This window comes from Natrinema soli (assembly GCF_028618695.1).
Genome location: NZ_JAQIVI010000368.1, coordinates 1 through 2,029, shown reverse-complemented (window position 1 = coordinate 2,029; position 2,029 = coordinate 1). Strand labels below are relative to the sequence as shown.

Sequence of the window (2,029 nt, the reverse complement as noted above, 5' to 3'; positions counted from 1 at the left end):
CCGGCGTCGGTCAGTCGTCGTGGGGGCCGGTCGTCTACGGCGTCACCGATACCCGACACGCCGACGAGGCCGAAGCCGCGGCCGAGGACGCGCTCGCCGATCGCGGGCTCGAGGGCCGGGTTATCCTCGCGGAACCGGCGGAGGGCGGGGCTCGAGTTCGAGTGGACGGAAACGACCGGTAGGCAGAGAGGTGGCCCACAGTACGTAAGCCCCTCGGTCAGAACGGACAGGTACGGAGCGGATGCCGCTCGGAATCTCACGGCTCGATCGAACGATCGGCGGCGGTGCGCCGACCGGGAGCGTCGTCCTCCCGGCCGTCGAATCCGGTGCCGGGGCGCGGGAGTTCTGTTACACGAGCGCCGCGATGAACGGGCTCGTCGGCGCCGATCCCGAACTGTTCGACCGCTACTACGGCGACCTCGAGCCGGAGACGACGGTCCTCGAGGCCGTCCACTACGTCCCGTTTACGGACGAACGAAGCGCTCGAGAACCGGCACTGACGCGCCGCGGGTCGAGCGAAGTGGTGTCTTTTTGCGTGCCGAGTTCGTAGCCATCCACCATGCAGTTTTGCGACGATTGCGGTTCGATGATGAAAGCCCGCGACGACCGCATGGTCTGTACGAACGACGACTGCGGGGCCTCGAGCGAACGGGACCGCGAGCAGGAAGACGCGTTCGTCACGACGGAGTCACAGACCAACGGCGACGTGATCGAATCCAGCGAGGAAGCCAACTTCGAGGGGAAACCAAAGGCGACGGACGTCATCTGCGACGAGTGCAGTGCCGAGGAAGCGTGGTACACGCTCAAGCAGACCGCCTCGGCCGACGAGCCGCCGACGCGCTTTTTCAAGTGTACCGAGTGCGGGTACCGCTGGCGGGAGTACAACTGATTCTGTGACATCGGTGGTTCGTACCGAGGCGAACTGTGACCGGTTCGGATGCAACGAGATGGGTTATCAATGAACAAGGAATAAGCGAGAGCGCCCCGTAGTGCGCGTATGGACGCGAGAGAACAGCCGGCGTTCGACTCCGATGCCAGCAGGCGCATTTACGAGTACGTCGAACGGCACGGGACCGCCGAACGACGCAAATTACCGGACATCGTCTCCCTCCCGTCTGAAGAGTTTCGAACGTGTCTCGAGCAACTGAAATCGGACGGCTACCTCGAAGAGGAGGGCGGAACCCTCCGGATCGCACTCGAGTTCGGTGCCGTCGAAAAGTATGCCCTGGACGAGTTCACCGTCACCGTTCGCCCCGCTCGTCAGCGGGACTTCGACGGTCTCGTCGAGACGATCCGAGACGTCACGGCCGAAGAGACCTACGTCGTCGCCGAGACGATCGCCGAGCAACTCCTGTACGAAACCGCCGTCACCAGACACAACGCGGTGCAGTCCCGGCGGTTCTTCGTCGCGACTGTCGACGGGGACGTCATCGGGTGGACCCACCTCGATCTTCAGCAGGTCGACCCGGTTCGTGAAGTCGCCCGACAGACCGTCGGCGTCCGCGACACCTATCAGGGGTACGGGATCGGCAGCACGCTCCTCCAGCGAGGGGTCGAGTGGGCCGAAGCGAACGGGTATCGGAAACTCTACAACAGCATCCCCGTGGTCAACGAGACCGCACTCGAGTTCCTGACGGCTCACGGCTGGAACACGGAGGCGATCCGGAAGGACCACTACACGATCAACGGCGAGTACGTCGACGAAGTGATGATGGCATACGAGCTGTAGCGTTGCGACCGTGAACGAGCACGGCCCGTCCCCCACCCCTCGAACCGGGGCGCAACGTTCACATCGGTCCGGACGAATCCACCAGTAGACGAATGTCCGACGGGCCGCGGCTACCGGGCGTCGACGGCGAGGACGACGAGGATCGCATCGTCTGCCACGTCGACGCCGACTGCTTTTACGCCTCCTGCGAGCGACTGCGCGAGCCCGACCTCCGCGGCGAACCCCTCGTCGTCGGGATGGGCTACGAGGAGGGCGACACCATCGGCGCGGTCGCCACCGCGAGCTACGAGGCCCGCGAGT

General features: G+C 64.7%; 3 protein-coding genes and 2 pseudogenes. All 5 read left to right on the top strand.

Annotated features, from left to right (window positions below; genetic code table 11):
• Window positions 1-182, top strand: a pseudogene (locus PGX04_RS20990) (beta-ribofuranosylaminobenzene 5'-phosphate synthase family protein); the annotation flags it as partial.
• Window positions 183-241: 59 nt separating this feature from the next.
• Window positions 242-484, top strand: a pseudogene (locus PGX04_RS20985) (RAD55 family ATPase); the annotation flags it as partial.
• Window positions 485-559: 75 nt separating this feature from the next.
• On the top strand, window positions 560-889 hold the full coding sequence (locus tag PGX04_RS20980; protein ID WP_273740287.1) for a transcription factor S: 330 nt from the start codon (window positions 560-562) through the stop codon (window positions 887-889).
• A gap of 108 nt (window positions 890-997) precedes the next feature.
• Window positions 998-1,729 carry a GNAT family N-acetyltransferase gene (locus PGX04_RS20975; protein ID WP_273740286.1) on the top strand — a complete coding sequence of 244 codons (732 nt, stop codon included), beginning with the start codon at window positions 998-1,000 and terminating at the stop codon, window positions 1,727-1,729.
• Window positions 1,730-1,821: 92 nt separating this feature from the next.
• Window positions 1,822-2,029 (top strand): Y-family DNA polymerase (locus PGX04_RS20970; RefSeq protein ID WP_465263830.1); only part of this gene is annotated, 208 nt, incomplete at its 3' end.